This window comes from Pseudomonas sp. B21-048 (genome assembly GCF_024748615.1).
In the GTDB taxonomy this organism is placed as follows: domain Bacteria; phylum Pseudomonadota; class Gammaproteobacteria; order Pseudomonadales; family Pseudomonadaceae; genus Aquipseudomonas.
On sequence record NZ_CP087168.1, the window covers coordinates 1,370,888 to 1,396,230 of the forward strand.

Here is a 25,343-nt window from a genome sequence, read left to right on the forward strand (position 1 = left end):
CTCTATGAAACACTGGAATGATTTTGGCGATGGCCAGGGCGATGGAGTGATACTCCGTCGGCGGCCGTCTGCACTGTTTTTGAAAGGTTTGAACCATGCGCGTTCTGATTGCTGAACACGACCACCCTGTGTATGCCCAACTGTTGCGTCAGGCAGCGCCTGATCTGGAAGTACTGACCAGCGGCGACTCCGCCGAACTGGCCCGTCAGGCCGCCGATTGCCAGGTCTGGCTCGGTCAACCGGACCTGCTGGCGACCTTGCTGCGTCAGGGCCACGAACCACAATGGTTGCAATCGACCTGGGCCGGCATCACGCCGTTGCTGGCCGACGGCCTGCCACGGCACTATCGTCTGACTCGCGCGGTAGGGATTTTCGGTCAGGTCATGGCCGAATATGTGCTGACTTATATGCTCGGTCACGAGCGCGAAGTATTGGCGCGGCTGGTCAGCCAGGTCGAGCGCAAATGGGACAACCGCCAGGGTCAAAGCCTGGCAGGACGCAAGGTGTTGATCGTCGGTACCGGTGACATTGGTCAGGCCGTGGCGCAGTTTCTTGTACCCTTTGGCGTCGAGTTGTATGGCATCGCCAGTGAAACCCGCGAGCAGATGCCGTTTGTCGAAGTCGGCGCGCTGAGCGACTTGCCGCGTCTGGTCGGTGAAGTGGATTACGTGATCAATCTGCTGCCGAACACCCCCAATACTCACGACCTGTACGACGCCGCACTGTTCAAGCAGTTCAAGCCGACCGGGTTGTTCATCAACGTCGGGCGCGGCGTGGCGGTGGTCGATGCGGATCTGGTGGAAGCCTTGAAGGAAGGGCATCTGGCCGGAGCCGTGATCGACGTTTGTCGTCAGGAGCCGCTGCCGCAACGCCATCCGTTCTGGACCGCGTGGGGCCTGCTGCTGACCGGCCACAGTTCGGCACCGACTTCGCCACCGATGATGGTGAAGTTGTTCGTCGAAAACCTGCGGGCGTATCAGGCGGGCGAAGCGTTGCGCGGGGAAGTGGATTTCAATCGCGGGTATTGAATTCACCCCGATCAAAATGTGGGAGCGACCTATGGCGAGGGGGCTTTCCACAGTCTCACATGGGTTTATACAGTGTACCGGCAGTCGCCAATGCTTGGCCCGCCGGTGCCTTGGCACTAAACTGGCGGCCTTTTCACCACCTGATGTTGATGCTTGAGCCATGGCCGCCAAAGTCGAACCGTTCTGGATACGCAAAACCCTCGATCAACTCGATCAAGAGGAATGGGAATCGCTGTGCGATGGCTGTGGCCTGTGCTGCCTGCAAAAGCTCGAGGACGAAGACGACAACGCCGTCTACTACACGCGCATCGCCTGCAAACTTCTGGACCTCAAAACCTGTCAGTGCACCGATTACCCCAACCGCCGCGACTTTGTGCCCGATTGCATCCAGCTCACGCCGGGCAAGGCCGATGAGTTCAAATGGCTGCCGCCGACTTGCGGTTATCGACTGGTCAGCGAAGGCAAGGACCTGCCGCTCTGGCATCATCTGGTGTGCGGTGATCGCGAGGCGGTGCACCACGAGCGTATTTCCCAGTCCGGTCGTATGCTCGCCGAGGGCAGCGTGGCCGAAGATGACTGGGAAGATCATCTGATTTTTCGCGCGGGTTAATTTGTGACGAGGGAGCTTGCTCCCGCTGACCGGGCTGGCGCTCCAGTGCGTAGCACTCACAAAATCGGCAGTGATGACAAGAGTTCGGGGCTGCCACGCAGCCCCGCGTCGGAATGCCGCCCGGAGCAAGCTCGCTCGCCACACTAGGAGTGTGTATGGCTGTGGGAGTGCGGCGAGTGTTGGCCTTTGGACTTTTGGCCCTGAGTTCGCCCGTGTGGGCGGCGAAGAAAGTCGATCTGGATTATCACGTGCGCCTGTTGCCGCAAAGCGATCAGGCCGAAGTGCGCCTGACCCTGGCCCAGGGCTCGGCGGTGCGCAGTCTGGATTTTGACTTGGGCGATGGCAGTCACTACAGCGATTTCAAGGCCGACGGCCAATGGCTGCTCACCTCCGGCAAACAGGCCCGTGGTGTCTGGCGCCCGGCTGCCGACAAGGCCAGCCTGACCTATCGCGTGCGCATCAGTCATGGGCGCAAGAGCGGCAGCTTCGACACCCGCATGACCCCGAACTGGGCGCTGATGCGTGGCGATGACCTGGTGCCGGCGGCCAAACTCGATCAGCAGGACGGTATCGTGCTGTTTTCACGCCTTGAATTCGAATTACCCACCGGTTGGCAAAGCGTCGAAACCGCCTGGCCGCGGATCGGCAAGAACACGTTCCGGATCGATAACGTCTCGCGCCTGTTCGACCGCCCCACTGGCTGGATGCTCGCCGGCCATCTCGGCAGCCGTCGCACGCGGCTTGGGGAAACCGAAGTCACCGTGGCCTCGCCCCAGGGGCAGGGCATGCGCCGCATGGACGTGTTAACGCTGCTGACCTTTGTCTGGCCGCAAGCGCAAGCGTTGTATCCGTGTCACCCCACCAAATTGCTGATCGTCGGTGCCAACGACCCGATGTGGCGCGGCAGCCTGGCCGCGCATGAATCGATCTACCTGAACACGCGACTGCCGCTGGTCAGCGAAAGCGGCACCAGTGCCTTGGTGCGTGAATTGGCTCAGGTGTTCGGGCGAATCAACGACAGCCAGCGCAGCGACTGGATCAGCGAAGGGTTTGCCGAGTATTACGCCATCGAACTGGTGCGTCGCGCAGGCGGCATGAGTGATGAGCGGTATGAGAGTCTGCAGCGCAAGTTGACCAAGGACAGCCAGAAGGTCAGCACGTTGCGCGGTGAGCAGATCAACCCGGCGCAGGTGGCCAAGGCGGTGGTGTTGCTACAGGAACTGGATCGCGAGATTCGCCTGAAGACCCACAACAAGCGCTCACTCGATGATGTGTTGCGCGGGGCGATGCGTTTGGAGAGTGTGGATACCAAGGAGTTTGTTCAGCTCAGTGAAAGCATTATTGGCGAGTCTTCCAAGGTGCTCGATACCAAGTTACTTCAGTAGCACCGCCATCGCGGGCAGCCGCGATGAGGCCCTGAGCCTCACCGCGACTTTCGGATCAGACGCCAACCTTCGGCGAGTTCAACGAATCATTACCCGTTACCGTTGCCGTGCTGGTCGCCGCTTCGGCATTGGCTTTCATGCGGGCCAACTCATCCCCGGCGCGTTCGATCCTTGCGCGTGCATTTTTCATGTCCTGACGGTTTTTTTCCAACAGGCTTTTAGCCGAGCAATGCCCGGTGATGCCTCGGGCCAGGGCCATCCCGCCGAGAGCCATTTCAATCAATCCGAATACGCCGCCGCGTCGTAGGCCCTTGCTCAGCATGACTACGCCACCTGCCAGGGAGCCGGCGCGTTCCCAGCCATGAACGTTTTGTACGGAAGGGCTCTGGAACGAGGTGGGTTCGATACGTTCTACAGGACTGAACTCGCGCATGATTTTTCTCCAGGCAGGGAAGGTTGCTTCAGCAATAGATATTTAGCTGACTGTCTGGGCGAGCGGCTTGTTCCATCGAATAGGTGGCAATTCAGCGGAATTTCGGACCCGAGCGGGTGTTGTTGCCCTTGGCCATGCGGTCGTACAGCACAACGTTGACGGTGGCCGCTAGGTTCATGCAGCCGGTGGTCGGGATGTAGACCACGTCTTCGCACCAGTCGCGGATGTCTTTATCCAGCGAACCGTCTTCGGGGCCGAAGATGTAGAGGGCGCGATCCGGGTGCGTGTATTCCGGCAGCGAGCGGGCGCCGTCGACCAGTTCCACGGCGACCGGGACACAGCCCAGGGGCAGGATTTTCTTCAGGTCGTCGATGCCGATCAGCGGAATGTCGTAGTGGACCCTCTTGGTGTCGGTGACAAAATCGGCGGCGCGTTCATAACGCTTGCCAGTGTAAAACACCGACGCCACGCCATAGCAGCCGGCGGCGCGCATCACCGAACCGACGTTCTCCGGTGATTTGGGGTTATACAAACCAATGCAGCTGTACCGTTTGTCTGCCACGAGTGGGGTGCCTTCGGGGAAAAAACGGCGATTATACGGGGATTGGGGGAGGGGTGTTCAGTGATCGTTCCCACGCGCAGCAAAGGAATGCCGCCAGGGACGCTCCGCGTTCCGCTTCCGAATGTGACGCAGAGCGTCACGGGATGCATTCCTTTGCTGCGCGTGGGAACGATCAATAACGAAGATCTTCAGTCTTCTTTCTTCATCAACCCCGCCAACGCCGCAAACGGATTATGCGTCGCCTTGGCAATCTTCGGCGTACTCAACGAGCCTTCGCCGAAATACTGCTGATCGGTATAGCGCGAGTGCTCGTTATCGTGGCAATACAGGCACAACAGCTCCCAGTTCGAGCCGTCCTGAGGGTTGTTGTCGTGATTGTGGTCACGGTGGTGCACGGTCAGTTCGCTCAGGCGCTTGCCGGAAAACTCACGGGCGCAGCGGCCGCACACGTGCGGGTACATTTTCAGGGCCTTGTCGCGGTAACCCATTTCCTTGTCGCGCTGGTTGTCGGCAAGGATGCGGTCCAGCTTCGACGTGTTGGACGGAGGCGTTGACGAACTCATGGGTTCACCTTTGTAAAAAGACTAATGACGGTTATGACGTGAGTTTAGCTCAGCCCTTGAGCTTTTCGGCAATCCAGATGGTATGGCGGGTGCCCTTGTTGCCGTGGGCGAAGACTTGCACTTCTTCGGCCTTGAAACCGGCTTTTTTCAGCTTGTCGGAAAACTGCCGGTCGGCGCTGGCCGACCACACCGCCAGCACGCCTTTTGGCCGCAGGGCCTTGGCACACGCGCTCAGGCCGCCAGCGGAGTAGAGCCAGCTGTTGGCTTTCTGGGTCAGGCCTTCGGGGCCGTTGTCGACGTCGAGCATGATCGCATCGAAACCTTGCGGCTCGGCTTGCAGCACCTTGGCCACATCTTCCATACGGATCACCGTGCGCGGGTCGAGCAGCGGGTTGCCGGCTTTCTCGCCGAGCGGCCCACGGTTCCACTCAACCACGCCGGGCACCAATTCGGCGACCACCACTTCAGCCGTCTTACCCAAATGTTTGAGCGCCGAGGCGAGGGTGAAGCCCATGCCCAGGCCACCGATCAATACCCGCGAATTTAGCCGGCCGGCGACCTTGCGGCAGGGGATTTCGGCCAGGGCATCTTCGGAGCCGTGCATGCGGGTGTTCATCAACTGCCCGCCGTCACCGCCCTGAATCTTGATGACGAAATCCTCGCCATATTCGAACAGGCACAAGGCACCGCCGTTTTCAGGAATGGGGGTGGTGTCGAGCAGAACGAAACGTTTCATGGCGCTCTCTTGAGGAGAAATTGATATACGGAGGAAGGCAAACGAGCGCAGTTGGGAGTAGCCTGCAAAAGACCACAAGGCCAACGGAGCCATTGATGAAGTGCACCATTCTAACGGTCATTGCCCTGGCCGCGCTCTCGATAACTGCAGTGCAGGCCCAGGAGCTGCAAACCATCCCCACCAGTCCAGTGCCGATGCCCGGTTCACCCGGCACCGCCACGCCGACGCCGTATCCGCAGATCACCCCGACCAGCGTGCCCAAGGCCGGTTCCGGCAGTGGCGGGCCACCGTTGTTGCCGCCGATCGAAATGCCCAATCCACCCAAGGACCAGACCTTGCCGGGCCTTGAGCCGAGTACGACGAAAATCAAACCACCGGGCGGGTGAGACAGGACACTAGACCTGCTGCGAGAGCAATTGCCCGTCGGCCATGCGCAAGCGCTTGGAGAGAGAGACGGCGAGGGCGCGGATGATCTTGGCGGCGATTTTTGGTGCGTCGTTGAGCATCTTCTCCAGGGAGTCCTTGCCCAGGTTCAGCAACTGGCAATTGCTCGCGGCCACGCAACTGGCTGAGCGTCGTTCACCGTCGAGCACCGCCATTTCACCGAACGCCCGACCGCTGCGCAAGGTGGCCATGATCACCCGTTGCCCGTCGCTGTTGGTCTTCTGCACCGACACCTGGCCGGTGTGGATGATGCACATGAAACTGCCGGCATCGCCCTCATGGAAAATCTCTTCGCCTTCGGCGATGGTGCTGATGCTGAAGTAACCTGATGCCGCCACGAAGTCTGCCGGCAGCAGTTGATCGAACAGGCCGCAGTCCATCAGCCAGTCGCGAATTTCTTTGTTCAATAAGGTCGGTTCTGACATGTCGTCACGGTCATTTATTTGTGTCTGTGTCTGTTCCAGGCACCGCTCGCTCCTACAAGGGCGGGGGGCTGGCGTACTGGTGTTAAGACCGGTACGCCGGGCCAAGTTCCTCAGGCGATGCCCAAAACCGTGAAAACAAATGCGTATTCGAGGGCTACGTCACGTAACCCCTGATACCGACCGCTCATCCCGCCATGCCCGGCACCCAGTTCAGTCTTGAGCAACAAGGCGTTGGTGTCAGTTTTGGTCGCGCGCAATTTCGCCACCCACTTGGCCGCTTCCCAGTACTGCACACGGCTATCGTTGTAGCCGGCAATCACCAGTGTTGCCGGATAGGCTTGCGCGGTGACGTTTTCGTACGGGGCGTAGGCCTTGATCCGATCATAGACGTCCGGCTCTTGCGGGTTACCCCACTCGTCGTATTCCGTGACGGTCAGCGGCAGCTCCGGGTCGAGCATGGTGTTGAGCACGTCGACGAACGGCACTTCGGCAATCGCCGCACCGAACAGCTCCGGCCGCTGATTGAGTACCGCGCCGATCAGCAAACCACCGGCGCTGCCACCGCTGATCGCCAACTGCGATGGGGTGGTGAAGCCGTTGGCGATCAGGTGTTCGGCGCAGGCAATGAAGTCGCTAAAGGTGTTGTGCTTGTGTTCCTGTTTGCCGGCGCGGTACCAGGCTTCGCCCAGCTCGCCGCCACCGCGTACATGGGCGATGGCAAACGCCATGCCGCGATCCAGCAGGCTCAGGCGCGCGTGGGAGAACCATGGGTCGAGACTTTCGCCGTAGGCGCCGTAGCCGTACAGATAAAGCGGCGTCGGCTTGCCGAGGAATTCGCGTTTGACCACAAAACTGATCGGCACTTGTGTACCGTCCGGTGCCGTCGCCCAAAGCCGCTGGCTGACATACGCATCGGCGTCGAACGGGCCGAGCACTGGGGTTTCCTTGAGGACTTGCTGTTCGCCGCTGCTCAGAATCAGTTGGCGGATCTGAGCCGGACGGTTCAAGGCTTCGTAGCGCAGACGGATCCGGTCGCTGACAAACTCCAGGCTGTTCTGCACGTGCAGGCTGTAGGCCGCATCCGGCAATTGCACGCGATACGGCACCAAGTCCCGTGGGCGGACTTCGATGATCGGCAGGCCACCTTCACGCAGGCTCAAGGTCATGGCTTCGGCGTTCAGGCTCATGCCTTCGAGCATCACCGTGTCGCTGTGGGGAATCAGGTTCTGCCAGTCGGCTTCGGTCGGCGCTACGCCAGTATCGGCGGCCTGGTACAGCGCGAAGTTGATGCCGTCGCGGTTGGTGCGGATCAGCCACGTCCATTCGCCATCGAGCTTGCCGTGGTCGACATCGTACTCATGCTCTTCAACCCTCGGCGCCAGGCAGGTAAAGGCCTGATGCGGCAGCGAGGCGTCGAGCACCCAGATTTCGCTGGTGGTCTTGCTACTGAGCGACAACAGCAGTTGCCGTTCGGAGCTTGAGCGGTAGCAATGCAGGAAGAATCGGCCGTCCGGCTCATGGAACACTTCTTCGGCCGCGGTGCCGTCCAGCCGATAGCGGAACAGTTTGTGCGGGCGATGAGTCTCGTCGAGTTCACCAAAAAACAGCGTCAGGCTGTCGTTGGCCCAGGTCATGCTGCCGTCGCAATCCTGGAATTCCAGTTCGCTGACGCGGCCGCTGGATAATTCCTTCACGAACAGGGTGTAAATCTCTTCGCCTGAGGAATCGATGCTGTAGGCCAGGCGCTGGTGGTCCGGGCTGATGCTGAATGCACCTAGGGAAAAGAAGCCACCCTTGGCCAACACGTTCGGATCAAGCAGCAGTAGTTCCTGGTTTTCGTCGATCTGCAGGCTGCCATCGACCGGACGCGGGCAGCGGTAGTGGCGGGCGTATTCGTCGCCGGCAGTGGTGCGGGTGTAATACAGGTACGGGCCCCAAGGCGAGGGCAGCGACAGGTCGGTTTCGAGAATACGGCCCTTGATCTCTTCGAACAGGGTTTCGCGCAGCCCGGCCTGATCGGCGGTTTGCGCCTCTTGATAATGGTTTTCAGCTTTCAGGTAATCGAGCACCGCGTCGGTGTCGCGCTCCTGCAGCCAGGCATACGGGTCGCAACCGTCGGCCTTGTGGGCAATTGGAGCGTTGGCGGATAGGGGCATGAAGGGCTCTCGAACAATGTACGGAATAAGGGCTTCGCAACCTGTGGTATTGGGACAAGCCTGACGTGCGAAAAGTCGTTACTATAAGCGCCTCTTTGCCTGCCTTGCCATGGACACCATGACCGAGAACGACTATCTGATCGCTTGGGGCCTCTACGCCTTTGCCGCTTTAGGCTGCCTGTTGGTGTGGATGCGCATCACCCGCTGGATGTGGCGCTGGCTGCGTGAGCCGTTGCGGCTGCTGGTGGCGGTGTTGCTGTTCAGCCCGACCATCATCGACCCGGTGAAGGAAAAGGTCGCCCCGGCCATCGCCATCACCGCCCTCGATCTGCTGTTCAAGGTTGGCAACAACGCCTGGCGAGCGATTTCCGACCTGTTCATGTACGGCATGATCGCCTTCGGCATTTATCTGGTTTTCGTGGCGATCCGTTTCCCCATCGAGCGTGCCTCCAACGCTCGCAAGGAACGGGCAGCGGCCGCCAAGTTAGCGGCGCGGGCCGACGAGCCTGACGACGATCAGCCTTTCGGCGGTGCCGGCGATGATCGTTATGGACGGCCTCCGGTGCCGAGCAATCCTCAGCGTTTGCGCAGCGATCCGCGTCTGTAACCGTGCCCCTGTACTGAATCGAGAGTCCGAGCATGTGTGAGTTATTGGGCATGAGCGCCAATGTCCCGACCGATATCGTGTTCAGCTTCACCGGGCTGATGCAGCGCGGCGGTCGTACCGGGCCGCACCGTGACGGTTGGGGCATCGCTTTTTATGAAGGCCGTGGCCTGCGGCTGTTCCAGGACCCGGCGGCGAGTAGCGAGTCGGAAGTGGCGAACCTGGTGCAGCGCTATCCGATCAAAAGCGAAGTAGTGATCGGCCACATCCGCCAGGCCAACGTCGGAAAAGTGTGCCTGTCCAACACCCACCCGTTCGTGCGCGAGCTGTGGGGGCGCAACTGGTGTTTCGCCCACAACGGCCAGTTGGCCGACTTCAATCCGACCGCCAGTTTTTACCGCCCCGTTGGCGATACCGACAGCGAAGCGGCGTTTTGCGATTTGCTCAATCGGGTGCGTGCAGCGTTCCCCGAGCCGGTAGAGATCGAAGCACTGCTGTCGGACCTGGTGGCCGCTTGCGCCGAGTACCGCAGCAAAGGCGTGTTCAACTGCCTGCTCAGCGACGGCGACTGGCTGTTCTGCTACTGCTCGAGCAAATTGGCGCAGATCACCCGCCGTGCACCGTTCGGCCCGGCGCGTTTAAAGGATGTCGATGTGATCGTCGACTTCCAGGCCGAAACCACCCCCAACGACGTGGTCACGGTGATCGCCACCGAACCCTTGACCGAAAACGAAACCTGGACCCGCTACGAACCGGGCCAATGGAGCCTCTGGCGACGCGGTGAATGCGTCAGCCAGGGCAAGACCGAATAAGGATTTCTCCCCCATGTTGCTCAGTTATCTTCGGCTGGTATTGTTCGCGGCGGGCCTGTTGATCGGTGTCCAGGTGCCTGGGTTCATCAGTGACTATGCCAAGCGGATCGAGGCGCATCTGATCGAGGCGCAGACCGGTTTGAGCGGTTTTCAGGGCACTGCCAATCAGTTTTTCAAGGGTGACATGCAGGCGCTCGTGGACCATTACCGGGCCAGCGAAGACCCGATCTTTCGCAGCGATGCCGACAGCCTGAGCACCTTGCTCACCCGTCAACTGGCCCTAGACAAGCAATTCCAGGCCATGCAAGGGCCGTGGTACATCCGCGTCCTGCAAGTGGCCCTGGCCGCCGACCCGGATATTCGCAAGGAAACCTGGAACGGCTACAGCTACCAGATCCTGCTGACGCCGGACGCGATGATCTGGGGCATGAGCGGCGCGTTGCTGCTGTCGTTCGGCATTGAATGCCTGTTCCGACTGATTGATTGGGTGGTGCTGGGTGGCAAGCGTTTGCGCCAGAGCCGGCCGATTGAAGAGCGGGATTTGCGGGGGCTGTAACACTGGAGCCTACTTGCTGGCGATTGCCGCGACACGGTATGCCTGGCAGGTCGCATCGCCGGCAAGCCGGCTCCGGTTTTTACCAATCGACCGAGTAGCTCATGCTCAGCGTGCGGCCTTCGGCGTTGGCGTACGGCGCTCTGGCGTTGGCCTGGGTAAACAGGTTCTGGTACGTGCGGTTGGTCAGGTTGTACACGCCGCCTTCAAGACGACCGACCGGCAGTTGCACGGAGCCGAGCAGGTCCACCAGCGTATAGCCTTCAATCTCGCGTCCGTTGTTGTCCTTGGCGGCGGCGTCGTAACTGGACAAATGCATGCCTTGCAGGCGCAGGGTGTAGTCGTCTTCGGTGTAGCCGACGAACAGTGTGGTCTTGGCCGGTGAGATGCGCGTAGCCGGCAGATCGATCCATTTGCCGTTCTGCTCGGTCTCGCCTTTGGCCCAGGCATACGTGCCACCCACCGACCAGTGATCGGTCGCGCGGTAGGTCAGGCTGTTTTCGATGCCGCGAACTCGCTCTTTCTGGTTGATCAGGCGCAATACGCGATCATTGGCATCGTAGAACTGGGTCACGTCCGAGGTGTTTTCGTACACGGTGACGTCGGCCTGCCACTGGTCCCAGTTACCACGCCAGCCCAGCTCGTAACTGTCGACCTTGATGGCCTGGGCGTTGAGACTCTGAATGTCGAAGGTGCTGCTGACATCACGCATGAAGCGCTGGATATCCGGCAGCGAAAACCCCTGGCTGTAATTGGCGAAGACGTCCTGGTTTTCACTCAGGTGGTAGACCGCCCCCAGGTTGTACAGAGTCGCATCGTATTTGAGGGTGTCGCCGGGCAGGGTTGCGCGCACGCCGGTCTGGACGATCTGACCATAAGCAATGCTGTCGGAGACGTCGCTTTCGATCCATTCACGGCGCACACCGCCACGCAAGGTCCAGTCACCGATGTCCCAGGACATCTGCCCGAACAGCGATTTGGTGGTGGTTTCGATGTCCGGGCCCAGCTCGTAGGTGGTGCCGGTCTTGGTGTAGTTCAGGCCATTGAGCGTGTATTGATCACCTCGTTGGCGAGAGCGCTCATTATCATAGTCGGCGCCCCAGACCAGATTGCCCGTGGCACTCCCGATCGCCGGCAGCGGCGTGTCGATGGCCGCGCGCAGGCCGTAGACATCTTGCACACTGTTGTTGGCGGAGATCCCGGCCCTGCCTCGCGACAGGTCTGGAAAGAACAACGCATCGGCGCGGCGCCAGTAGCTTTCCAGTTGCAGGCCCTGACCGTAGAAGTCCTTGTCGGCGTAGTTGAGGTTGACCGCCTGGTTATGGGTATAGGGCTGGTCGTCGAGTTTCAGCCCTTTGACTGCCACGGCTTGCTGCGCGTTTTTCGGGTCTTTTGTGTAGCCAGTGTCCTGCTGGTCCTTGTAGTCCTGCAGCGACAGGCTAAGTTTTTTGTCGGCATCCAGCTCATAACCGAAGCGACCTTGCAGGTCATAGGTTTCGGTATCCATGTTGCTGCCCTGGGAAGTGTCCTGAGGGATGCGGTCGCCGTTGCCATCGAACTGATCGTTACGCTGGGTCAGGTCGGCGGAGACGTACCAGTCCAGGGCATCCTTGCGCCCCGTCGCGCTCTGAAAGGCTTCGTAGGCGAAGCCTTTGCGGTTGAGGTTGTTGCCGCTGGTCAGGCCCAGTTTGCTGCTGTAGGCAATGTCCTGGCCCTGATTGCGCTTGGTGATGATGTTGATGATGCCGCCTGAAGCACCGGCACCGTAGATGCTGCTGGCGCCGGAAATCACTTCGATGCGTTCGATGCTGGCCGGGGCGATGCTGTTGAGCTGGCGGTAGTTGTCGCGCGTGGCGTTCTGCGATACGCCGTCGATCAACACCAGCATGTTGCGCCCGCGCAGGGTCTGACCGAAGTTGCTCATCCCGCCGCTGGACGGCGCAAGACCGGGAACCAATTGCCCGAGGATGTCGGAGACCCGGCGACCCGCGCCGCTCTGCTCACGGACCTGCTGTTCATCGATCACCTGGACCGAGCCCGGAATCGAAGCAATGCTCGCTTCACTGCGAGTTGCAGAGACGACGGTGGCTTGCATGTTCAAGGTGCCGGGCTGCTGCTCGGTATCCTCGGCCCAGGTCTGGGCGCTGAAGGTACCGAGCAGCGGGATCAGCAGGGAGAGTTTGGTTCGGATCATGACGTGGTCTTTTTTTAGTTGTGATAAGTGTGGGGCGATAAGGTCGAGCGGTCAGGCGCGGCGTTGAACGACAGCCTCCCAGCAAATGCTGGAACGTCTGCCCGGGCGCTTCGCCGAGTGGCAGCCAGCAACGGCTAAAGTTGTCGTATTCACAGGTGGCGGGGTGATCAGATCTTCACGAAACAGTGCCTGGATCGGGCCTTGGAAACAGCGTTGAGCGGCGGACTCCAGTGCATTGCTCAAATGATCGAGCATGATGCGGTGGGACTGGAAAGCCTGAGTGCCAAGCGCTTCGCTCCAGTGAGCGAGCAATGGTTGCTGTTTTTGCGTGTAGCCGCGCATTCAGGTCCGACTCCTTCTGGACAATTGATCTACTGAAAGCGCGCTGAGAATAACGGCTTGAAAAAATAATGCAAATGATAGTGGTTAATATTTAGGATTTAATCCTGGCGGCCCTGAGCCTGCCGCAAACCCGTGGCAAGCAACTCGACGCTCGATAACCGAATATCCGGTAACTGATAATCTGTGGGGCATATGTCCCACAGTTAAAAAGACAAGAGCCTACAGGAGTGTTCACCGTGAGCCGCCTGCTATTGAACTGCGACATCGGCGAGAGTTTCGGCCATTGGACCATGGGTCTGGACGCCGAGGTCATGCCCTTCATCGACTGCGCCAACATTGCCTGCGGCTTCCACGCCGGCGACCCGGGCATCATGCGCAAGACCGTCAGCCTGGCCCTGAACCACGGCGTACAGATTGGCGCGCACCCGGCTTATCAGGATCTGGTGGGGTTCGGTCGTCGTTCCATGGCGTATACCGCCCAGGAACTGCAGGACCTGTTGCATTACCAGATCGGCGCCCTCGACGGCATTTGCCGGGCACAGGGCGGGCGGGTGAGTTACGTCAAACCCCACGGCGCGATGTACAACGACATGATGGCCAACCCGGCGCAATTGCGCGCAGTGATTCAGGCCGTGGCAGCCTATGATCGGAGCTTGCCGCTGATGCTGATGGCGACCCGCGACAACAGTGCCGCGCAGCGACTCGGCGATGAATATGGCGTGACGTTGTGGTTTGAAGCCTTCGCCGATCGCGCTTACGACAGCGCCGGCAGGCTGGTTTCGCGGCAATTGCCGGGCGCGGTGCATTACGACCCCGAGAAAGTCATCGAACAGGCGCTGATCATTGCCCGCGGCGGCAACCTCACCGCCAGCGATGGCAGTGCTTTGCATTTGCAGGCCAACACCCTGTGCGTACACGGCGACAACGCCAGTTCGGTGGCCGCCGTGCAGCGCATTCGTGAAGCCTTGAATCAGCAGAGTGCATCATGAAGCCACAGGTAGAAGTGGCGGCGCTGGATTGCCTGATGGTGCGTCTGTTCGATGAAATCAGCGAAGCCAACATGCCGTGGATGCTCGCCGCCAGCGAGCGTCTGCGAGAAGCGTTCGCCCGCCATTTGATCGATCTGGTGCCGTCCTACACGACGTTGATGGTGCACTACGATTTGATGGCACTGAATCCGGCCCAGGCGCGGGAATTGATCGCGCAAGCGTTGATCGATCTGTCGCCGAACGCTCGGGCCAGCGGTAGATGCCATGTACTGCCGGTCTGGTATGACCTGAGCGTCGGCCCGGAACTGACGTTGCTGTCTCAGCGCAGTGGATTAACGGTACAAGAGGTGATCCGTCGCCACAGCGAGCACGAGTATCAGGTGTTCGCGTTGGGCTTCGCGCCGGGGTTTGCCTTTATGGGGTTAGTGGAAGAAGTATTGGCTGCACCGCGTCTGAATACTCCGCGCAAAAAAGTCGCCGCCGGCAGTGTCGGCATCGCCGAGCGTCAGACGGCGGCTTATCCGGTGGTGTCCCCCGGCGGCTGGAACCTGATCGGTCGCACCCCGGCCAAATTGTTCGACCGCGAGCGCGATGGCTACAGCCTGATGCAACCGGGCGACACCGTGCGTTTCGAAGCGGTCAGCCATGCCGAGTTCATCAATCTGGGCGGAGATGACACGCCGTTGGAGGCCCTGGCATGAGCCGACTGACAATTGAAGCAAGTACGCCGCTGTGCCTGTTGCAGGACGCCGGGCGGTTTGGCGTGCGGCATCTGGGCGTGACCCAGGGCGGCGCGGCGGATTGGCGATCGATGTCGTGGGCCAATTGGCTGCTGGGCAATGGGCTGGATGCATCGGCGATCGAAATCACCCTCGGCGGGTTTACGCTTGTTGCCCAGGAAGATTGTGTGCTGGCGTTGGCCGGGGCAGATCTGGGGGCGCAGGTGGATGGCGAGGCATTGGCACCGTGGCGTAGTTTCAGGCTGAACAAAGGTCAGCAATTGCGATTCACTCGACCGCTGCTTGGCGCTCGGGCTTATTTGGCGGCCCCGGGCGGATTTGATGCGCCAAAGGTGTTGGGCAGCAGCGCAACGGTGGTCCGTGAGGAACTCGGCGGGCTGGATGGCATGGGGCGGGCGTTGGCCAAAGATGCGCAGTTGAGCTACTCGGGAAGTTCGCTGCTACTGCTGCGGGAATTGGCGCCCGAACAAGTGCCGGACTTCAAACTCAATGCACCGCTGGAGCTGGTGCTCGGTGCGCAGATTGGTGAGTTCAGTGGACAGAGTCTGTTCGACGCGTTCAACAGCGTCTGGACCCTCGACAGCCGCGCCGATCGCATGGGTATTCGTCTGTTGGGAACGGCGTTGCAGTATCAGGGCAAACCGATGATTTCCGAAGGCATCCCGCTGGGCGCGGTCCAGGTGCCGCCGGACGGGCAGCCGATTGTGCTGCTCAATGATCGGCAGACCATTGGCGGTTATCCGCGCGTGGGGGCGTTGACGCCGTTGGCATTGGCCCGATTGGCGCAATGTTTGCCTGGGGCGAAGGTGCGGTTGAAGCCGGTGGTGCAGGATGTCGCGCATTGCGAACACGTCGAGTACCTCCGCCGGTTTGCCTCACACTGATCGTTCCCACGGTCTACTTGGAAAGAAACCGCATCCCTTCCTCCAACCCCCGTAACGTCAGCGGGAACATCTGGTCATCAATCAAGTCCCGCACAATATTGGTCGACGAGGTATAGCCCCAGGTGTCTTTGGGGTACGGGTTGATCCAGATGAGTTTCTTGTACTTTTCCTTGAAGCGCTGCATCCACACGTAACCGGCTTCTTCGTTCCAGTGCTCGACGCTGCCACCGGCCTGGGTGATTTCATAAGGCGCCATGGCCGCGTCGCCGATGAAGATCACTTTGTAGTCGGCGCCGTACTTGTGCAGCAGGTCCAGGGTGGCGGTGCGCTCGGAGGTGCGGCGCATGTTGTTCTTCCACACTGATTCATAAATGAAGTTGTGAAAGTAGAAGTACTCCAGGTGCTTGAACTCGGTCTTGCAGGCCGAGAACAGTTCTTCGCAAATCTTCACATGGGCGTCCATCGAGCCGCCGATGTCGAACAGCAGCAGCAACTTGACGGTGTTGCGGCGCTCCGGACGCATCTGGATGTTCAGCAACCCGGCATCGCGAGCGGTGTGGTCGATGGTGCCGTCGATGTCCAGTTCTTCCGCCGCACCCTGACGGGCGAATTTACGCAGGCGACGTAAAGCGACCTTGATATTGCGCGTGCCCAGTTCGACCGAATCGTCGAGGTTCTTGTACTCGCGCTGATCCCAGACTTTGACCGCTTTGCCTTGACGCTTGCCGGCATCGCCTACCCGAATGCCTTCGGGGTTGAAGCCACCGGAGCCGAACGGGCTGGTGCCGCCGGTGCCGATCCACTTGTTGCCGCCGGCATGGCGTTCTTTCTGTTCTTCCAGGCGCTTCTTGAACTCTTCGATCAGCTTGTCCAGCCCACCCAGGGACTGGATCGCGGCCCGCTCTTCATCGGTCAGGGAACGCTCGAATTCCTTGCGCAGCCAGTCTTCCGGAATCAATGCCTGAAGGTGATCGTCGAGCTTTTCCAGGCCATTGAAGTAGGCACCGAACGCCCGGTCGAACTTGTCGAAATGCTTTTCGTCCTTCACCAAAATCGTCCGCGACAAGTAATAGAACTCGTCCATGTCGGCGAAGGTCACGCGCTGTTTCAGCGCGTTGATCAGGTCCAGCAACTCACGCACCGAGACCGGCACCTTGGCTGCACGCATTTCATTGAACAGGTTGAGCAGCATGGCGATCGCCTCTCTCTATCGGGGCTTAGCGAGTGCCGCGACGGCTCATGAACGCCAGGCGCTCAAGCAATTGCACGTCTTGTTCATTCTTCACCAGGGCGCCTGCCAGTGGCGGAATGGCCTTGGTCGGATCGCGCTCGCGCAGCACCGCTTCGCCGATGTTGTCGGCCATCAGCAGCTTCAGCCAGTCCACCAGTTCGGAGGTCGATGGTTTCTTCTTCAGGCCCGGCACCTTGCGCACATCGAAGAACACGTCCAGCGCTTCGCTGACAAGGTCTTTCTTGATGTTCGGATAATGCACGTCGACGATCCGTTGCATCGTGACGCGATCCGGGAAAGCGATGTAATGGAAGAAGCAGCGGCGCAGGAAGGCGTCCGGCAGCTCTTTCTCGTTGTTGGAGGTAATGATGATGATCGGGCGTTTCTTGGCCTTGATGGTCTCGTCAATCTCGTAAACGTAGAACTCCATCTTGTCGAGTTCTTGCAGCAGGTCGTTGGGGAACTCGATGTCGGCCTTGTCGATTTCGTCGATCAGCAGAATTACCCGCTCTTCGGATTCGAAGGCTTCCCAGAGTTTGCCCTTTTTCAGGTAGTTGCGAACGTCATGGACCTTTTCGGTGCCCAGCTGCGAGTCGCGCAGGCGGCTGACCGCGTCGTACTCGTACAGGCCCTGATGCGCCTTGGTGGTGGACTTGATGTGCCAGGTAATCAGCTTGGCGCCGAAGGATTCGGCCAGTTGCTCGGCGAGCATGGTCTTGCCGGTGCCTGGCTCGCCCTTGACCAGCAGTGGCCGCTCCAGGGTGATGGCGGCGTTGACCGCCAGCTTCAGATCATCGGTGGCGACGTAGGCCTGGGTGCCTTCGAACTTCATCTGCTAATCCTCGAACGGTAACGCCGACCTGAACGAGGCAGGGCGGGGCGCAATAAATATTCAGACTCGACTATAACGCGCTGCCCGGTCGACTGTGAACGCAGACGGCTTATTCAGTCTCTGAATGGGGCGTCACATCTTGACTCAGTCCGTATCCGGCTTGGGTCGTTCGTACTGCGCATTGAACGCCTGGATAAAACCATTACGCAAAATCTGCAAAAAAGCCTCGAATGCGCTGATATCTCGTTGATGCACGCTGCCTCTGAGCTGGACGCGAGTGGCTAACTGGTTTTTCGGCTGGTTCTTCAACACATTCTCGGTGCCGCCGACGAGTGCTTCCCAGATGGAGCGAAAAATCCCTTTGTCCTTGTTCTCCACGTCCTGTTGCCAATTGAACACATCGACATCCCGCAATAGCGGCTTGATGTAGCCATTGAGTTGGCCCTTGTTGGCTTCGGCTTCGATGACCAGGTCACCATGGCCGGAATTGAAGTCGAACTTGCCGTAAGCCGAAGCGAAATCGTTCATGCGTTTGAGTTCAAGGTTTCTGGCGCGCAAGCGGAACTCGAAGTTCTGGAAGTCGCTCAGCGGATCGAAGGTTGCCGTTGTTTCCAGCGGAGCATGCTCCAGCAACAGAGCCTTGCCGTCGAATCGGGCGTCGCGTTTGCCTTTGGTGTCGACTACGTTGGTCAGGTTGTAAATGCTGGCATTAACTTGGGTGGCACTCATGTTCACGGGCGGTTTTGAATTGAAGTTTCGAAACGTGACCCGCCCGTCGTTGATCCGCACTTCGTTCAAGGTTATCGGCAGCAATTTTTCCAATTGTGCCCGCCAGTCGGTGCCCTGACCGGTCTGGGAGTTTTTCTTGTTCCCCCCATCGACGAAGTTCACCTCGGGTTTGTCGAACTGCGCCTCGGCCACCACGGCGTGGTCATACCAGAGCGAGTGCCAGCTGACGGAGAGGTCAATCAATGGCGCGTTGACGAAAGGCACGGGGACCTTCCCGTCGACCTTGACGATTTTCAGTCCATTGATTTTGTAGGCGCCGCGCCACAGGGCCAGGTCTACATCGGTAATCTGCCCTCGATAGTCACCCATGTTCGCCAATCTTTCGTTGAGGTAATCGCGCACCATGTAGGGCAGGGCAATGTGCAGCGCAACCAGCAGCAGAACGAGGCCGGCGAGGGTCCACAGGGGCCAACTGTATCGACGCTTCATGACGGCAAATCTCTGGCGGTATAAAGCGATTGACTGCGGGGGTAAGCGGACGTTCGACCGACTGGACGACCACGGGTAACAGGCATACCTTGGACAGCTAATTCAACGCTGTATAAGGACCCAGCCATGAGCCGCATTTTCGCTGACAACGCCCATTCCATTGGCAATACGCCGCTGGTGCAGATCAACCGTATCGCTCCGCGCGGTGTCACCATTCTGGCCAAGATCGAAGGGCGCAACCCCGGTTATTCGGTCAAGTGCCGGATTGGCGCGAACATGATCTGGGAGGCTGAAAGCAGCGGTAAACTCAAGCCTGGCATGACCATCATCGAACCGACTTCGGGCAATACCGGCATCGGCCTGGCGTTCGTTGCCGCCGCCCGCGGTTACCGGCTGGTGCTGACCATGCCGGCGTCCATGAGCATCGAACGACGCAAGGTGCTCAAGGCCCTTGGCGCCGAACTGGTGCTGACGGAACCGGCCAAAGGCATGAAAGGCGCGATCGAGAAGGCCGCCGAAATCCTCGCCAGCGACCGGTCCACTTACTTCATGCCGGCGCAATTTGAAAACCCGGCCAACCCGGCCATCCACGAAAAAACCACCGGCCCGGAAATATGGAACGACACCGACGGCGCAGTCGATGTATTGGTGGCAGGCGTCGGGACAGGTGGAACCATTACCGGGGTTTCGCGGTATATCAAGAATACCCAGGGCAAGCCGATAATCTCGGTGGCGGTGGAACCGTTGGTGTCTCCAGTGATTACCCAGACAATCGCCGGGGAAGAGATCAAACCGAGCCCTCATAAAATCCAGGGTATCGGCGCCGGTTTTGTGCCGAAGAACCTGGACTTGTCGATGGTTGACCGGGTCGAACTCGTCAGCGACGACGAATCCAAGGCAATGGCCCTGCGCCTGATGCAGGAAGAAGGGATTTTGAGCGGTATCTCGTGCGGCGCCGCCATGGCGGTGGCTGTGCGGCTGGCCGAAACCCCAGAGATGCAGGGCAAGACCATCGTGGTAATCCTGCCCGACTCTGGTGAGCGCTACTTGTCGAGCATGCTGTTCAGTGATCTGTTTACCGAACAGGAAACTCAGCAATAAAGATAAAAGATCGCAGCCTTCGGCAGCTCTTACAGGATGTGTACAGGAACAGGGTCGACGTAGGAGCTGGCGCAGCCTGCGATCTTTTGATCTTTTGATCCGGTATGAGAAGGGGGGGATTCATGTCAGCCCCCGTTCAGGAACCTTGTGTTAATAAGTGTTTATTGCGCAATCCTTAACACTGAATGTTGAGTTATGTGGGTTTTTCCCAAGGCCGGTAGTGTTGATGATGGCCGACTGCCGCGTCGGGTAAATGGCGTTGTGCGGAGTTACCTATCCTCAAGGAGTTGTAGATGAGCTTTTCTTTTGTCGCGAAGGCGTCGGTGTTGCTGCTATTCCTGGGCAGCACACTCTATGTGCACTTGCGTGGCAAGGCGCGTTTGCCGGTCCTGCGTCAGTTCGTCAACCACTCGGCTCTGTTTGCGCCTTACAACGCCTTGATGTACCTGTTCTCCGGCGTACCGTCCAAACCCTACCTGGACCGCAGCAAGTTCCCGGAACTGGACGTGCTCAGGGACAACTGGGAAGTTATCCGCGACGAAGCCATGCACTTGTTCGACGAGGGCTACATTCGCGCCGCCGAAAAGAACAACGATGCCGGTTTCGGTTCGTTCTTCAAGAAGGGCTGGAAGCGTTTCTACCTCAAGTGGTACGACAAACCGCTGCCGTCAGCCGAAGCCTTGTGCCCGAAAACCGTGGCGTTGGTCAGCAGTCTTCCCAACGTCAAGGGCGCCATGTTTGCGCTGCTGCCTGGTGGCAGTCACCTCAACCCGCATCGCGACCCATTCGCCGGTTCCCTGCGTTATCACCTTGGGTTGTCGACACCGAACTCCGATCATTGCCGCATCTTCGTCGACGGTCAGGTTTACGCCTGGCGTGATGGGGACGATGTGATGTTCGATGAAACCTACGTGCACTGGGTTAAGAACGAAACCGAGCAAACCCGGGTCATCCTGTTTTGCGACATCGAGCGACCGCTGAACAATCGCCTCATGACCCGTATCAATCGCTGGATCAGCGGCTTGCTGGGGCGCGCCACTGCACCCCAGAACCTTGATGATGAACGCGTTGGCGGGATCAACCAGGTCTATGCCTGGAGCAAGCGCTTCAGCGACAAATTCAGCGGTATGGTCAAACAGTGGAAGCGACGTAATCCCAAGGCCTACCGCGTACTGCGGCCGGTGCTGGCGGTGGTGGTGTTGACATTGTTGGGGTATTGGCTGATTGGTTGAGGCCGGTACCTGCACAAAAAAGCCATCCCCAATTAAGCCGTAATGCGATCTGCAGCAGCTGGCGAAGCCTGCGTTCGGCTGCGAAGCAGTCGTAAAATCAGCCAATGCGGTGTTTCAGGTAAACCAAGGTGATTGGATTGACGACTGCTTCGCAGCCGGACGCAGCCTCGCTGGGGCTCGACAGCTGCTACAGCCCTCGTCCAAGTCATTGCAATCTATGTCACGCGCTGGTTATAGTCGGCCCTCGGTGGTTTCCTGACCCCCCCTATACCCATCAAAAAAGATCAGCCCATGCCAGCTTCTCCCATCAACGCGGTAGTCGATTCAGCGGTCAACGCTGGTGCCGTGCCGTGCGCGAATCAGCAGCCTGCGCAGATCAGTCATTACCCCCCACCTGTCAGTAGCACGCCGGTGTGCGCAGTCGTATCACCGCCAGGCGTTGGCTTTTCGGGCTGATCAGCTTTTTCTGCTGTTCCCGTGCCCATCTGAAAAGCGCCTGAAAAAACTACTGAATTTCAGCTTCGGCTGAGTTGGCTTTTTGCCTGACTACAGGTGGTATTCATGTTTGTCCTTTCGAAAAAATCCGCGCTCGCGGCGTCGTCCACGAGCCTGTTCGTTTTGCTGTGGAGCAGCGGCGCGATCTTCTCCAAATGGGGCTTGGCCCACGCATCACCCTTCGCCTTTTTGCTGATTCGTTTCGCCATTGCCTTGTGCGGGCTGGTGTTGTTGATGCCATTGCTCAAGCTGAAACTGCCCAAGGGCGGCAAGCCGATGTTGTATGCGATGGCCACGGGCGTGGTGTTGCTGGGGGCTTATCAGATTTTCTATCTGCTGGCCCTGGACCTGAAGGTGACGCCCGGCGTGATGGCAACCATCATGGGCGTTCAACCGATTCTCACCGTAGTGATCATGGAGCGGCACCGATCAATAAGCCGGATGTTCGGTCTGACGCTCGGCTTGGCCGGATTGATCATGGTGGTCTATCAGGGCATCGGTCTGGCCGGCATGTCGTTGGCTGGCATGCTCTTCGGTCTGTTGGCGCTGGCGAGCATGACGTTCGGTTCGATCATGCAGAAACGCATCACCGATAATCCTCTCGGCACACTGCCGGTGCAGTACCTTGCCGGGCTGTTGCTCTGCGGGATCTTCGTACCGTTCCAGCCGTTTCACGTCGAACACAGCACAGGGTTCATCGTGCCGGTGTTGTGGATGGGGTTGGTGGTATCGGTGCTGGCGACGCTGCTGCTGTATCGATTGATCGCCCGGGGCAATCTGGTGAATGTCACCAGCCTGTTCTACCTGGTGCCAGCGGTGACTGCGGTCATGGACTACCTGATTTTTGGCAATCGACTGGCGGCGCTGAGCATGCTCGGCATGCTGCTGATCATCGTTGGTCTGGTGTTCGTCTTCCGTAAAACTGCTTGAAGTAAAACAAGGCCCGGGGTATGCGCTCCGGGCTTTTCTTATTTGGTAACCACCTCAACCTGTTTCACCACCGCCGGCTTCAACACCAGCCATAACGCCGCCGCAATCAACACCCCGCCATACAGGTGCGCCATCGACAGCGGCTCATCCAGCAACAGCGCTCCCCACAACACCCCGAATGGCGGAATCATGAAGGTCACGGTCATCGACTTCACTGGGCCGATCGAACTGAGCAAGCGGAAGTAAATAATGTAGGCAAACGCGGTGCATACCAAACCCAACCCCAGCAACGACAGCCAGACACTCCAGCCGCCCCAGCTCGCCGGTGGCTGGCTGATCACGCTGTAGCCAAACAGTGGCAGCAACAACAACGTCGCGCCGAGCATGCTGCCCAGCGCCGAAAGGCGACTGTCGAGGCCGCCGGCATGGTCGAGCCAGCGCCGGGCGAGGAACCCGGCAAAGCCATAGCAGGTGGTGGCCATCAGGCACGCGAGTGCGCCCATCAGCAGTTCCATGTTGAACGCCACCGGACCGGCACGGGTGAGGATGCCGACGCCGAACAGACCGAGAAAGACTCCGCCCAACTTGGCGGCGGTGAGTTTTTCATGGAAGAACAGGCCGCCAATCAACACCCCCATCAAAGGCGTGGTGGCGTTGAAAATCGCCGAGTAACCGGCCGGCAGCACTTGGGCCGCCACGCAATAGAGGGTGGCTGGAATCCCGGAGTTGATCATCCCAAGCAGCATCACCGTCTTGAGTTTGCCTTTGAAATCCCAACTGATGCGCATCAGCCCAAGGATCACCAGCAGCCCGACGGCGGCAATCGACACGCGGAAAAAAGCAGTGGGGATTGTGCCAATCACGGGGGCAATAATGCGCATGAACAGAAAGCTCGCCCCCCAAATGGCGGCAAGTGACAACATACGCAGGATATCGACGGGGTTCACAGCACTTTCCTTCCTTTATTGGCGCGCAAGTGTCGCGCCAGTCAGGGCACAAGGCAATGGTTGCGTTGCGCAACACAGGGCCACTAAGCTCAGGCTCCAACGATAAGAACAGCCGCCGAGGTTTCACCATGCCGCAGCATTGGCCAGCCGCCGACATCGCCCGAATGATCCTCGATGGCTTTGACGATTACCGCGAGCATTTCCGTCAGATCACCGACGGCGCCCGAGCCCGCTTCGAGCAGGCTCAGTGGCAGGAAACGCAAGTTGCGTCGGCGGCGCGAATCAACCTCTACGAAGAAAAGGTCGGCGAAACGGTAGGGCGCTTACATGCTTCGTTCGAGACCGATGTCTTGATGGACGTCAGCAACTGGCCGCTGGTCAAAAGCGCTTACATCAGCCTGATCGACCTGCGCTTCGACGATGAACTGTCCGAGACCTGGTACAACTCGATTTTCTGCGGGCTGTTCAGCCATGACCTGATCAGTGACGGCTGCATGTTCATCCACACCACGCGGCCGAGCCTGCGCCGGGCCCGGGCCGCGCAAACCCGTACCTACAAGCCGCATGGGCAACTGTCCGGCATGCTCACGAGCATCTTCACCGACTATCGCTTCAGCGAGGATTACGCCGATTTGCCCGGCGACTTGCGTCGCCTCGAAGCGCTGTTGCGCGAGAACCTCCCCGACTGGGTCTGCAAGGATCCGGAACTGACTGTCGAACTGTTTTCCTCAGTGCTTTACCGCAACAAGGGCGCCTATCTGGTGGGGCGCATTTACACCCCCGACGAACAGTGGCCGTTGGTAATTCCGCTGTTGCACCGTGAAGGCCGGGGCATCCAGATCGATGCGCTGATCACCGACGAGGCGGAAGTGTCGATCATTTTCTCCTTCACCCGATCGTACTTCATGGTCGATGTGCCGGTGCCGGCGGAATTCATCGGCTTTCTCAAACGTATTTTGCCCGGTAAGCACATCGCCGAGCTGTACACCTCGATCGGTTTCTACAAGCACGGCAAGTCCGAGTTTTACCGGGCGCTGATCAATCACCTGGCCAACACCGACGATCAGTTCATCATGGCCCCCGGCGTGCGCGGCATGGTCATGAGCGTATTTACTCTGCCGGGCTTCAACACCGTTTTCAAAATCATCAAGGACCGCTTCTCACCGTCGAAAAACGTCGACCGCGCCACGGTGATCGAAAAGTATCGACTGGTGAAAAGCGTCGACCGGATCGGGCGCATGGCCGACACCCAGGAGTTCGCCGACTTCCGTTTTCCGTTGAGCAAGTTCGAGCCGGCATGCCTGGAAGAATTGCTCGACGTGGCCGCGTCCACGGTCTCGGTGGAAGACGACACGGTGCTGATTCGCCACTGCTGGACCGAACGCCGGATGACGCCGTTGAACCTCTATCTGGAGCACGCCAACGAGGCGCAGGTGCGCGAAGCGCTGGAGGATTACGGTCTGGCGATCAAGCAACTGGCGGCGGCGAACATTTTCCCCGGCGACATGCTGCTGAAAAACTTTGGCGTCACCCGTCACGGTCGTGTGGTGTTTTATGACTACGACGAGATCTGCTTCCTGACCGAAGCCAACTTCCGCCACATCCCGCAACCGCGTACACCGGAAGACGAAATGGCCTCCGAACCGTGGTACTCGATCGGGCCACTGGATGTGTTTCCCGAGGAGTTTCCACCGTTTCTGTTTGCCGATTCGGCGCAGCGGCGGTTGTTCGATCAGTTGCACGGTGAGCTGTACAACGCTGATTACTGGAAGGGGCTGCAAGAGGCGATTCGGGCGGGGAAGGTGATTGATGTGTTCCCGTATCGGCGCAAGGGCCTCGATAACGAGTAGCCCACGCCGCCACACCTGACACTGATCGTTCCCATGCTCCGCGTGGG

At 59.3% G+C, this 25,343-nt stretch carries 25 protein-coding genes and 1 pseudogene; 14 read left to right on the forward strand and 12 right to left on the reverse strand.

Annotated elements, in window-relative coordinates; translation table 11 throughout:
* Positions 1-95 precede the first annotated feature (95 nt).
* The 3 genes from LOY56_RS06260 (at position 96) to LOY56_RS06270 (ending at position 3,023) form a co-directional block, all read left to right on the forward strand.
* A complete protein-coding gene (locus tag LOY56_RS06260; protein ID WP_258620544.1) occupies positions 96-1,028 on the forward strand; it encodes a D-2-hydroxyacid dehydrogenase in 933 nt (310 codons plus the stop codon).
* 160 nt (positions 1,029-1,188) lie between these two features.
* Positions 1,189-1,638 carry a YcgN family cysteine cluster protein gene (locus tag LOY56_RS06265; protein WP_052966452.1) on the forward strand — a complete coding sequence of 150 codons (450 nt, stop codon included), beginning with the start codon at positions 1,189-1,191 and terminating at the stop codon, positions 1,636-1,638.
* A 155-nt stretch (positions 1,639-1,793) separates the two neighbouring features.
* Positions 1,794-3,023 (forward strand): hypothetical protein, encoded by a 1,230-nt coding sequence (locus tag LOY56_RS06270; RefSeq protein WP_258620546.1) that lies wholly within the window; start codon positions 1,794-1,796, stop codon positions 3,021-3,023.
* A gap of 55 nt (positions 3,024-3,078) precedes the next feature.
* On the opposite strand, the gene LOY56_RS06275 is transcribed toward LOY56_RS06270, so the two are convergent.
* The 4 genes from LOY56_RS06275 to LOY56_RS06290 form a co-directional block, all read right to left on the reverse strand.
* Positions 3,079-3,456, reverse strand: coding sequence for a DUF2892 domain-containing protein (locus LOY56_RS06275; protein WP_258620548.1), 378 nt, complete (start codon positions 3,454-3,456; stop codon positions 3,079-3,081).
* Between the two features lie 91 nt (positions 3,457-3,547).
* Positions 3,548-4,018: an RNA methyltransferase gene (locus LOY56_RS06280; RefSeq protein ID WP_258620550.1), complete on the reverse strand. Its 471-nt coding sequence runs from the start codon at positions 4,016-4,018 to the stop codon at positions 3,548-3,550.
* Positions 4,019-4,206: 188 nt separating this feature from the next.
* On the reverse strand, positions 4,207-4,581 hold the full coding sequence (locus tag LOY56_RS06285; RefSeq protein WP_258620551.1) for a YajD family HNH nuclease: 375 nt from the start codon (positions 4,579-4,581) through the stop codon (positions 4,207-4,209).
* 49 nt (positions 4,582-4,630) lie between these two features.
* Positions 4,631-5,317 carry a spermidine synthase gene (locus LOY56_RS06290; RefSeq protein ID WP_095051525.1) on the reverse strand — a complete coding sequence of 229 codons (687 nt, stop codon included), beginning with the start codon at positions 5,315-5,317 and terminating at the stop codon, positions 4,631-4,633.
* 95 nt (positions 5,318-5,412) lie between these two features.
* Between LOY56_RS06290 and LOY56_RS06295 the strand changes: the two genes are divergently transcribed.
* A complete protein-coding gene (locus tag LOY56_RS06295) occupies positions 5,413-5,703 on the forward strand; it encodes a hypothetical protein (RefSeq protein ID WP_258620552.1) in 291 nt (96 codons plus the stop codon).
* A gap of 9 nt (positions 5,704-5,712) precedes the next feature.
* Here the strand turns inward: LOY56_RS06295 and LOY56_RS06300 are convergent, their stop codons facing one another.
* A complete protein-coding gene (locus LOY56_RS06300; RefSeq protein ID WP_258620553.1) occupies positions 5,713-6,186 on the reverse strand; it encodes a cyclic nucleotide-binding domain-containing protein in 474 nt (157 codons plus the stop codon).
* 110 nt (positions 6,187-6,296) lie between these two features.
* Positions 6,297-8,342 carry a S9 family peptidase gene (locus LOY56_RS06305; RefSeq protein ID WP_258620554.1) on the reverse strand — a complete coding sequence of 682 codons (2,046 nt, stop codon included), beginning with the start codon at positions 8,340-8,342 and terminating at the stop codon, positions 6,297-6,299.
* A gap of 109 nt (positions 8,343-8,451) precedes the next feature.
* On the opposite strand from LOY56_RS06305, the gene LOY56_RS06310 reads away from it, so the two are divergent.
* Genes LOY56_RS06310 through LOY56_RS06320 form a run of 3 tightly spaced genes read left to right on the forward strand, consistent with a single transcriptional unit; the run spans position 8,452 to position 10,314 of the window.
* On the forward strand, positions 8,452-8,949 hold the full coding sequence (locus LOY56_RS06310; protein ID WP_258620555.1) for an MFS transporter: 498 nt from the start codon (positions 8,452-8,454) through the stop codon (positions 8,947-8,949).
* A gap of 32 nt (positions 8,950-8,981) precedes the next feature.
* The gene (locus LOY56_RS06315; protein WP_258620557.1) at positions 8,982-9,758 is read left to right on the forward strand and encodes a class II glutamine amidotransferase; all 777 of its coding nucleotides are present in this window, start codon (positions 8,982-8,984) and stop codon (positions 9,756-9,758) included.
* Positions 9,759-9,771: 13 nt separating this feature from the next.
* Entirely contained in the window at positions 9,772-10,314 is a 543-nt protein-coding gene (locus LOY56_RS06320) for a DUF2937 family protein (RefSeq protein WP_258620559.1), read from the forward strand.
* Between the two features lie 79 nt (positions 10,315-10,393).
* Here the strand turns inward: LOY56_RS06320 and LOY56_RS06325 are convergent, their stop codons facing one another.
* Together LOY56_RS06325 and LOY56_RS06330 are read right to left on the reverse strand one after the other, a co-directional pair.
* Positions 10,394-12,505 carry a TonB-dependent receptor gene (locus LOY56_RS06325; protein WP_258620561.1) on the reverse strand — a complete coding sequence of 704 codons (2,112 nt, stop codon included), beginning with the start codon at positions 12,503-12,505 and terminating at the stop codon, positions 10,394-10,396.
* A 73-nt stretch (positions 12,506-12,578) separates the two neighbouring features.
* A pseudogene (locus LOY56_RS06330) lies at positions 12,579-12,847 on the reverse strand (siderophore synthetase); the annotation flags it as partial.
* Positions 12,848-13,083: 236 nt separating this feature from the next.
* Here LOY56_RS06330 and LOY56_RS06335 point away from each other — a divergent pair.
* Genes LOY56_RS06335 through LOY56_RS06345 form a run of 3 tightly spaced genes read left to right on the forward strand, consistent with a single transcriptional unit; the run spans position 13,084 to position 15,460 of the window.
* Complete coding sequence (locus LOY56_RS06335) at positions 13,084-13,836, forward strand: 5-oxoprolinase subunit PxpA (protein ID WP_258620564.1); 753 nt, start codon at positions 13,084-13,086, stop codon at positions 13,834-13,836.
* A complete protein-coding gene (pxpB, locus tag LOY56_RS06340; protein ID WP_258620566.1) occupies positions 13,833-14,537 on the forward strand; it encodes a 5-oxoprolinase subunit PxpB in 705 nt (234 codons plus the stop codon). The genes LOY56_RS06335 and pxpB overlap by 4 nt, the downstream gene beginning before the upstream one ends.
* The gene (locus LOY56_RS06345) at positions 14,534-15,460 is read left to right on the forward strand and encodes a biotin-dependent carboxyltransferase family protein (RefSeq protein ID WP_258620567.1); all 927 of its coding nucleotides are present in this window, start codon (positions 14,534-14,536) and stop codon (positions 15,458-15,460) included. Before pxpB ends, LOY56_RS06345 begins: the two co-directional genes overlap by 4 nt.
* Before the next feature lie 13 nt (positions 15,461-15,473).
* On the opposite strand, the gene LOY56_RS06350 is transcribed toward LOY56_RS06345, so the two are convergent.
* From LOY56_RS06350 to LOY56_RS06360, 3 genes are all read right to left on the reverse strand, one after another.
* Positions 15,474-16,652: a VWA domain-containing protein gene (locus LOY56_RS06350; RefSeq protein WP_258620568.1), complete on the reverse strand. Its 1,179-nt coding sequence runs from the start codon at positions 16,650-16,652 to the stop codon at positions 15,474-15,476.
* A gap of 25 nt (positions 16,653-16,677) precedes the next feature.
* Positions 16,678-17,523, reverse strand: a complete 846-nt coding sequence (locus tag LOY56_RS06355) for a MoxR family ATPase (protein WP_007898718.1) — start codon at positions 17,521-17,523, stop codon at positions 16,678-16,680.
* 144 nt (positions 17,524-17,667) lie between these two features.
* Positions 17,668-18,741, reverse strand: a complete 1,074-nt coding sequence (locus tag LOY56_RS06360) for a DUF748 domain-containing protein (protein ID WP_258620569.1) — start codon at positions 18,739-18,741, stop codon at positions 17,668-17,670.
* Between the two features lie 126 nt (positions 18,742-18,867).
* Here LOY56_RS06360 and cysK point away from each other — a divergent pair, with 126 nt between their 5' ends.
* From cysK to LOY56_RS06375, 3 genes are all read left to right on the forward strand, one after another.
* Positions 18,868-19,842 (forward strand): cysteine synthase A, encoded by a 975-nt coding sequence (gene cysK / locus LOY56_RS06365; protein ID WP_258620570.1) that lies wholly within the window; start codon positions 18,868-18,870, stop codon positions 19,840-19,842.
* A gap of 293 nt (positions 19,843-20,135) precedes the next feature.
* Positions 20,136-21,074: an aspartyl/asparaginyl beta-hydroxylase domain-containing protein gene (locus LOY56_RS06370; RefSeq protein ID WP_258620571.1), complete on the forward strand. Its 939-nt coding sequence runs from the start codon at positions 20,136-20,138 to the stop codon at positions 21,072-21,074.
* 561 nt (positions 21,075-21,635) lie between these two features.
* Positions 21,636-22,499: a DMT family transporter gene (locus tag LOY56_RS06375; protein WP_258620572.1), complete on the forward strand. Its 864-nt coding sequence runs from the start codon at positions 21,636-21,638 to the stop codon at positions 22,497-22,499.
* Positions 22,500-22,537: 38 nt separating this feature from the next.
* Here the strand turns inward: LOY56_RS06375 and LOY56_RS06380 are convergent, their stop codons facing one another.
* Positions 22,538-23,446, reverse strand: a complete 909-nt coding sequence (locus LOY56_RS06380) for a DMT family transporter (protein WP_258620573.1) — start codon at positions 23,444-23,446, stop codon at positions 22,538-22,540.
* A 128-nt stretch (positions 23,447-23,574) separates the two neighbouring features.
* Here LOY56_RS06380 and aceK point away from each other — a divergent pair, with 128 nt between their 5' ends.
* Positions 23,575-25,296 (forward strand): bifunctional isocitrate dehydrogenase kinase/phosphatase, encoded by a 1,722-nt coding sequence (gene aceK / locus LOY56_RS06385; RefSeq protein ID WP_258620574.1) that lies wholly within the window; start codon positions 23,575-23,577, stop codon positions 25,294-25,296.
* Positions 25,297-25,343 lie beyond the last annotated feature (47 nt).

Bases quoted from the DNA above. Each gene is read 5' to 3' on its own strand.
- LOY56_RS06320 (WP_258620559.1), top strand. From the start codon at position 9,772: ATGTTGCTCAGTTATCTTCGGCTGGTATTGTTCGCGGCGGGCCTGTTG.
- cysK (WP_258620570.1), top strand. From the start codon at position 18,868: ATGAGCCGCATTTTCGCTGACAACGCCCATTCCATTGGCAATACGCCG.
- LOY56_RS06260 (WP_258620544.1), top strand. From the start codon at position 96: ATGCGCGTTCTGATTGCTGAACACGACCACCCTGTGTATGCCCAACTG.
- LOY56_RS06360 (WP_258620569.1), bottom strand. From the start codon at position 18,741: ATGAAGCGTCGATACAGTTGGCCCCTGTGGACCCTCGCCGGCCTCGTT.
- LOY56_RS06315 (WP_258620557.1), top strand. From the start codon at position 8,982: ATGTGTGAGTTATTGGGCATGAGCGCCAATGTCCCGACCGATATCGTG.
- LOY56_RS06325 (WP_258620561.1), bottom strand. From the start codon at position 12,505: ATGATCCGAACCAAACTCTCCCTGCTGATCCCGCTGCTCGGTACCTTC.
- LOY56_RS06295 (WP_258620552.1), top strand. From the start codon at position 5,413: ATGAAGTGCACCATTCTAACGGTCATTGCCCTGGCCGCGCTCTCGATA.
- LOY56_RS06355 (WP_007898718.1), bottom strand. From the start codon at position 17,523: ATGAAGTTCGAAGGCACCCAGGCCTACGTCGCCACCGATGATCTGAAG.
- LOY56_RS06375 (WP_258620572.1), top strand. From the start codon at position 21,636: ATGTTTGTCCTTTCGAAAAAATCCGCGCTCGCGGCGTCGTCCACGAGC.
- pxpB (WP_258620566.1), top strand. From the start codon at position 13,833: ATGAAGCCACAGGTAGAAGTGGCGGCGCTGGATTGCCTGATGGTGCGT.
- LOY56_RS06345 (WP_258620567.1), top strand. From the start codon at position 14,534: ATGAGCCGACTGACAATTGAAGCAAGTACGCCGCTGTGCCTGTTGCAG.
- LOY56_RS06265 (WP_052966452.1), top strand. From the start codon at position 1,189: ATGGCCGCCAAAGTCGAACCGTTCTGGATACGCAAAACCCTCGATCAA.
- LOY56_RS06275 (WP_258620548.1), bottom strand. From the start codon at position 3,456: ATGCGCGAGTTCAGTCCTGTAGAACGTATCGAACCCACCTCGTTCCAG.
- LOY56_RS06310 (WP_258620555.1), top strand. From the start codon at position 8,452: ATGGACACCATGACCGAGAACGACTATCTGATCGCTTGGGGCCTCTAC.
- LOY56_RS06305 (WP_258620554.1), bottom strand. From the start codon at position 8,342: ATGCCCCTATCCGCCAACGCTCCAATTGCCCACAAGGCCGACGGTTGC.
- LOY56_RS06270 (WP_258620546.1), top strand. From the start codon at position 1,794: ATGGCTGTGGGAGTGCGGCGAGTGTTGGCCTTTGGACTTTTGGCCCTG.
- LOY56_RS06350 (WP_258620568.1), bottom strand. From the start codon at position 16,652: ATGCTGCTCAACCTGTTCAATGAAATGCGTGCAGCCAAGGTGCCGGTC.
- LOY56_RS06290 (WP_095051525.1), bottom strand. From the start codon at position 5,317: ATGAAACGTTTCGTTCTGCTCGACACCACCCCCATTCCTGAAAACGGC.
- LOY56_RS06370 (WP_258620571.1), top strand. From the start codon at position 20,136: ATGAGCTTTTCTTTTGTCGCGAAGGCGTCGGTGTTGCTGCTATTCCTG.
- LOY56_RS06285 (WP_258620551.1), bottom strand. From the start codon at position 4,581: ATGAGTTCGTCAACGCCTCCGTCCAACACGTCGAAGCTGGACCGCATC.
- LOY56_RS06300 (WP_258620553.1), bottom strand. From the start codon at position 6,186: ATGTCAGAACCGACCTTATTGAACAAAGAAATTCGCGACTGGCTGATG.
- aceK (WP_258620574.1), top strand. From the start codon at position 23,575: ATGCCGCAGCATTGGCCAGCCGCCGACATCGCCCGAATGATCCTCGAT.